Source organism: Citrobacter sp. MGH103 (genome assembly GCF_001034475.2).
Taxonomy (GTDB): domain Bacteria; phylum Pseudomonadota; class Gammaproteobacteria; order Enterobacterales; family Enterobacteriaceae; genus Citrobacter; species Citrobacter freundii.
In genome coordinates, this window is sequence record NZ_CP073046.1 from 1 (window position 1) to 5,309 (window position 5,309).

General features: G+C 48.4%; 7 protein-coding genes and 1 pseudogene. 4 read left to right on the forward strand and 4 right to left on the reverse strand.

What is annotated here, in order from left to right:
* The first annotated feature begins 58 nt into the window (after positions 1-58).
* Positions 59-268 (forward strand): hypothetical protein, encoded by a 210-nt coding sequence (locus SK33_RS26295; protein WP_032201350.1) that lies wholly within the window; start codon positions 59-61, stop codon positions 266-268.
* 55 nt (positions 269-323) lie between these two features.
* On the opposite strand, the gene SK33_RS26300 is transcribed toward SK33_RS26295, so the two are convergent.
* Positions 324-704 carry a hypothetical protein gene (locus tag SK33_RS26300; protein WP_032201349.1) on the reverse strand — a complete coding sequence of 127 codons (381 nt, stop codon included), beginning with the start codon at positions 702-704 and terminating at the stop codon, positions 324-326.
* A gap of 1,294 nt (positions 705-1,998) precedes the next feature.
* Between SK33_RS26300 and SK33_RS26305 the strand changes: the two genes are divergently transcribed.
* Positions 1,999-2,199, forward strand: a complete 201-nt coding sequence (locus SK33_RS26305; protein WP_045351243.1) for a hypothetical protein — start codon at positions 1,999-2,001, stop codon at positions 2,197-2,199.
* A gap of 47 nt (positions 2,200-2,246) precedes the next feature.
* On the opposite strand, the pseudogene SK33_RS26310 reads toward SK33_RS26305, so the two are convergent.
* Positions 2,247-2,436: pseudogene (locus SK33_RS26310) on the reverse strand (Rop family plasmid primer RNA-binding protein).
* Between the two features lie 278 nt (positions 2,437-2,714).
* Between SK33_RS26310 and SK33_RS26315 the strand changes: the two are divergent.
* Positions 2,715-2,924, forward strand: coding sequence for a hypothetical protein (locus SK33_RS26315; protein WP_215263282.1), 210 nt, complete (start codon positions 2,715-2,717; stop codon positions 2,922-2,924).
* Between the two features lie 55 nt (positions 2,925-2,979).
* Here the strand turns inward: SK33_RS26315 and SK33_RS26320 are convergent, their stop codons facing one another.
* Positions 2,980-3,360, reverse strand: coding sequence for a hypothetical protein (locus SK33_RS26320; RefSeq protein ID WP_032201349.1), 381 nt, complete (start codon positions 3,358-3,360; stop codon positions 2,980-2,982).
* 1,294 nt (positions 3,361-4,654) lie between these two features.
* Between SK33_RS26320 and SK33_RS26325 the strand changes: the two genes are divergently transcribed.
* Positions 4,655-4,855, forward strand: a complete 201-nt coding sequence (locus SK33_RS26325; RefSeq protein WP_045351243.1) for a hypothetical protein — start codon at positions 4,655-4,657, stop codon at positions 4,853-4,855.
* Between the two features lie 47 nt (positions 4,856-4,902).
* Here the strand turns inward: SK33_RS26325 and SK33_RS26330 are convergent, their stop codons facing one another.
* Positions 4,903-5,091, reverse strand: coding sequence for a Rop family plasmid primer RNA-binding protein (locus tag SK33_RS26330; RefSeq protein WP_000165998.1), 189 nt, complete (start codon positions 5,089-5,091; stop codon positions 4,903-4,905).
* Positions 5,092-5,309: the final 218 nt, after the last annotated feature.

Here is a 5,309-nt window from a genome sequence, read left to right on the forward strand (position 1 = left end):
TAATTCTTTCTGTGGTAAAATCTCTCTGAGCCACCCGGTTCTTACATAGGATATATCCATGACCAAGTTTGAAGCTTTCAAAGATCAGATAACGAATGCCGCTAAAGCATCTTTTCCTGAGTGGGTAACGTTTGAATATGAAAATGATTTTCCTGGATATAATGAATCCTTTGTTTATGAATCCGTCTGTGCTATTAAAAAAATGGGTGAGTTAGAAGTAAGAAATAATGCGGACAGATATTTTAGTGTGAAGTTTATATCGGCCTAGCATGTTTGATTGTTTCGGAAAGCCCGATAAACGTGGGCTTTCATGAATATAATCATCAGTTTTTTATGTAGTTTTTTAATTTTGCTGTTTGTTCGATGGCATTAGGAATGCAGCCAAACATATTGGCGCAGGCTGTTTGAACGACAATTTCGTGCCTTTCCCCTCCAATTGGAGTTTTTACCACTTGATATCCTAAAATTGCACTATTACCAATAGGTGAGTACGTTGCAATAACCGTTTCATCCGCCATTTGTATTTTCCAGCCTGAATTCATTGCTATCCAAGCTTTTGCTTTAGTCCAGTAAGCATCACATTGCTGCTTATTTTCGCAATATATAGGCGCTTGAGCTTGAGCTGCTACTTGTGGGCTGACATTTTGAGCGCAGCCGGTCAAGCCAAAGACTCCGAGTAATAATAGAGAAGTTATTTTTTTCATTTTAAGCCTCTGTTGTTTATTGTTTTTTATGTGCTGATTTTAACATTATCTATACGTAGGAAAGAAGAAAGTAGGTGTGGTTAGGTTGCAAAAGAAAAATGATCTTCTTGAGATCCTTTTGAGCAGCGCGTAATCTCCTGCTCTGTAAACGAAAAAACCGCCTTGCAGGGCGGTTTTTCGAAGGTTCTCTGAGAGATCAACTCTTTGAACCGAGGTAACTGGCTTGGAGGAGCGCAGTCACCAAATCTGTCCTTCCAGTTTAGCCTTAACCGGCCCATAACTTCAAGACTAACTCCTCTAAACAGTTATCAGTGGCTGCTGCCAGTGGCGCGTTGTCGTGTCTTTCCGGGTTGGACTCAAGTCGATAGTTACCGGACAAGGCGCAGCGGTCGGACTGAACGGGGGGTTCGTGCATACAGTCCAGCTTGGAGCGAACTGCCTACCCGGAACTGAGTGTCAGGCGTGGAATGAGATAAACGCGGCCATAACAGCGGAATGACACCGGTAAACCGAAAGGCAGGAACAGGAGAGCGCACGAGGGAGCCACCAGGGGGAAACGCCTGGTATCTTTAAGTCCTGTCGGGTTTCGCCACCACTGATTTGAGCGTCAGATTTCGTGATGCTTGTCAGGGGGGGCGGAGCCTATGGAAAAACGGCTTCGCCGTGGCCTTCTTGCTTCCCTGTTAAGCTTCTTCCTGGAAGATGCCAGGAAATTTCCGCCCCGCCAGTAAGCCGGTACCGCTCGCCGCAGCCGAACGACCGAGCGGAGCGAGTCAGTGAGCGAGGAAGCGGAATATCTCCAGGCTTATCTTTGGCACCGTACGCGCCATAGCTGCATTTTTTTATACGATGCAGGATAGGGCTAACGCCGCAAAATGACGTCATCCGACATCATTCCGCCGCGTTCGCCCAGTGACCTACAGTCGGCTCTGGGGTGTCGGGGCTGTGCCCTGACCGGGCGTTTTGGAGTATCGCCACCGTGGTGGCGGTGCTACAAAACATATCCTGTCCCTTCCTTGGCATCTCTGAAGTTTAGCCTGTATACACTCCGCTAGCGCTACGTGACTGGTTCAGGGCTGCGCCCCGACACCCGCTAAAAGCACTGACGCGCCTGCGGTTTGCCCAACCCCGCGCCGTCCGGGAAAGAATTTCCCGATCGACCCGACGTTTCTGTTTACCTGTGATGTTAACGTTTGGATCTTTTTCCCGGGTTTACCTATTTTCTTCTAATGAAGCGTTCACAGCTGACGTTAATAGATGGGTGCTTCATGTTTGGTTTTTCACCGGAGAACTTATGAGCCTTTGCCCCGATGAACGTCTGCTCTTTGTGCGGATGATTTCCGCTATGCTTCGCCGTTCGGGCGGTGATGCGGGTGCTGTTATGTTTGAGGCGTATCGCCATATTGTGTCCGATACCAATCAAGCTCGTCGTTCCTACATGCTCGACCTGCTCGAAAGCGTCAGGCATGACTATGTACACGGTGGATATACATAGTTGCCCCGGATACGCTTTTCGTCTAAGTGAGCGTTCTTTTCGTCTCTTTATTCGCCGTCCTGTATACCGAAGCGTGCGCTCAGCTTCTGATAAAGCGCTTCTGCCTGTTCGTGCATTCGCTCACAGTCGGCTGCCTCGTCATCAAGATCGAGCACGTCGAGTTTTTTCGAGCAGCAGCAGCGACTGCGCCCGGATAAATTTTGCCATGTTCAGTGCGGCTGATTCCTGTTTTGTCATACGGCTTTTTTTCCCGGTTTTATGGTGATCGCAGACTGAAATCTTACTTCATTCACTTGAGTGCATAGCCATGCAGGTACGCAGAAATCATCAGCGCGTTTCTGAGCGGTTTTCAGGGGGTAAGATGTGTTCTTTTGCAGGTGAGGTCGTAGAAACGCCCTGAGAGCCTCTCAGCGGTGCACGCAACGGATGTTATGGTAAATTGGTGATCTCATCATGCTAATTCTTTCTGTGGTAAAATCTCTCTGAGCCACCCGGTTCTTACATAGGATATATCCATGACCAAGTTTGAAGCTTTCAAAGATCAGATAACGAATGCCGCTAAAGCATCTTTTCCTGAGTGGGTAACGTTTGAATATGAAAATGATTTTCACGGATATAATGAATCCTTTGTTTATGAATCCGTCTGTGCTATTAAAAAAATGGGTGAGTTAGAAGTAAGAAATAATGCGGACAGATATTTTAGTGTGAAGTTTATATCGGCCTAGCATGTTTGATTGTTTCGGAAAGCCCGATAAACGTGGGCTTTCATGAATATAATCATCAGTTTTTTATGTAGTTTTTTAATTTTGCTGTTTGTTCGATGGCATTAGGAATGCAGCCAAACATATTGGCGCAGGCTGTTTGAACGACAATTTCGTGCCTTTCCCCTCCAATTGGAGTTTTTACCACTTGATATCCTAAAATTGCACTATTACCAATAGGTGAGTACGTTGCAATAACCGTTTCATCCGCCATTTGTATTTTCCAGCCTGAATTCATTGCTATCCAAGCTTTTGCTTTAGTCCAGTAAGCATCACATTGCTGCTTATTTTCGCAATATATAGGCGCTTGAGCTTGAGCTGCTACTTGTGGGCTGACATTTTGAGCGCAGCCGGTCAAGCCAAAGACTCCGAGTAATAATAGAGAAGTTATTTTTTTCATTTTAAGCCTCTGTTGTTTATTTTTTTATGTGCTGATTTTAACATTATCTATACGTAGGAAAGAAGAAAGTAGGTGTGGTTAGGTTGCAAAAGAAAAATGATCTTCTTGAGATCCTTTTGAGCAGCGCGTAATCTCCTGCTCTGTAAACGAAAAAACCGCCTTGCAGGGCGGTTTTTCGAAGGTTCTCTGAGAGATCAACTCTTTGAACCGAGGTAACTGGCTTGGAGGAGCGCAGTCACCAAATCTGTCCTTCCAGTTTAGCCTTAACCGGCCCATAACTTCAAGACTAACTCCTCTAAACAGTTATCAGTGGCTGCTGCCAGTGGCGCGTTGTCGTGTCTTTCCGGGTTGGACTCAAGTCGATAGTTACCGGACAAGGCGCAGCGGTCGGACTGAACGGGGGGGGTTCGTGCATACAGTCCAGCTTGGAGCGAACTGCCTACCCGGAACTGAGTGTCAGGCGTGGAATGAGATAAACGCGGCCATAACAGCGGAATGACACCGGTAAACCGAAAGGCAGGAACAGGAGAGCGCACGAGGGAGCCACCAGGGGGAAACGCCTGGTATCTTTAAGTCCTGTCGGGTTTCGCCACCACTGATTTGAGCGTCAGATTTCGTGATGCTTGTCAGGGGGGCGGAGCCTATGGAAAAACGGCTTCGCCGTGGCCTTCTTGCTTCCCTGTTAAGCTTCTTCCTGGAAGATGCCAGGAAATTTCCGCCCCGCCAGTAAGCCGGTACCGCTCGCCGCAGCCGAACGACCGAGCGGAGCGAGTCAGTGAGCGAGGAAGCGGAATATCTCCGGGCTTATCTTTGGCACCGTACGCGCCATAGCTGCATTTTTTTATACGATGCAGGATAGGGCTAACGCCGCAAAATGACGTCATCCGACATCATTCCGCCGCGTTCGCCCAGTGACCTACAGTCGGCTCTGGGGTGTCGGGGCTGTGCCCTGACCAGGCGTTTTGGAGTATCGCCACCGTGGTGGCGGTGCTACAAAACATATCCTGTCCCTTCCTTGGCATCTCTGAAGTTTAGCCTGTATACACTCCGCTAGCGCTACGTGACTGGTTCAGGGCTGCGCCCCGACACCCGCTAAAAGCACTGACGCGCCTGCGGCTTGCCCAACCCCGCGCCGTCCGGGAAAGAATTTCCCGATCGACCCGACGTTTCTGTTTACCTGTGATGTTAACGTTTGGATCTTTTTCCCGGGTTTACCTATTTTCTTCTAATGAAGCGTTCACAGCTGACGTTAATAGATGGGTGCTTCATGTTTGGTTTTTCACCAGGAGAACTTATGAGCCTTTGCCCCGATGAACGTCTGCTCTTTGTGCGGATGATTTCCGCTATGCTTCGCCGTTCGGGCGGTGATGCGGGTGCTGTTATGTTTGAGGCGTATCGCCATATTGTGTCCGATACCAATCAAGCTCGTCGTTCCTACATGCTCGACCTGCTCGAAAGCGTCAGGCATGACTATGTACACGGTGGATATACATAGTTGCCCTGGATACGCTTTTCGTCTAAGTGAGCGTTCTTTTCGTCTCTTTATTCGCCGTCCTGTATACCGAAGCGTGCGCTCAGCTTCTGATAAAGCGCTTCTGCCTGTTCGTGCATTCGCTCACAGTCGGCTGCCTCGTCATCAAGATCGAGCACGTCGAGTTTTTCGAGCAGCAGCAGCGACTGCGCCCGGATAAATTTTGCCATGTTCAGTGCGGCTGATTCCTGTTTTGTCATACGGCTTTTTCCCGGTTTTATGGTGATCGCAGACTGAAATCTTACTTCATTCACTTGAGTGCATAGCCATGCAGGTACGCAGAAATCATCAGCGCGTTTCTGAGCGGTTTTCAGGGGGTAAGATGTGTTCTTTTGCAGGTGAGGTCGTAGAAACGCCCTGAGAGCCTCTCAGCGGTGCACGCAACGGATGTTATGGTAAATTGGTGATCTCATCATGC

Coding starts and splice junctions, on each gene's coding strand:
- SK33_RS26295 (WP_032201350.1), top strand. CDS start 59: ATGACCAAGTTTGAAGCTTTCAAAGATCAGATAACGAATGCCGCTAAA.
- SK33_RS26300 (WP_032201349.1), bottom strand. CDS start 704: ATGAAAAAAATAACTTCTCTATTATTACTCGGAGTCTTTGGCTTGACC.
- SK33_RS26305 (WP_045351243.1), top strand. CDS start 1,999: ATGAGCCTTTGCCCCGATGAACGTCTGCTCTTTGTGCGGATGATTTCC.
- SK33_RS26315 (WP_215263282.1), top strand. CDS start 2,715: ATGACCAAGTTTGAAGCTTTCAAAGATCAGATAACGAATGCCGCTAAA.
- SK33_RS26320 (WP_032201349.1), bottom strand. CDS start 3,360: ATGAAAAAAATAACTTCTCTATTATTACTCGGAGTCTTTGGCTTGACC.
- SK33_RS26325 (WP_045351243.1), top strand. CDS start 4,655: ATGAGCCTTTGCCCCGATGAACGTCTGCTCTTTGTGCGGATGATTTCC.
- SK33_RS26330 (WP_000165998.1), bottom strand. CDS start 5,091: ATGACAAAACAGGAATCAGCCGCACTGAACATGGCAAAATTTATCCGG.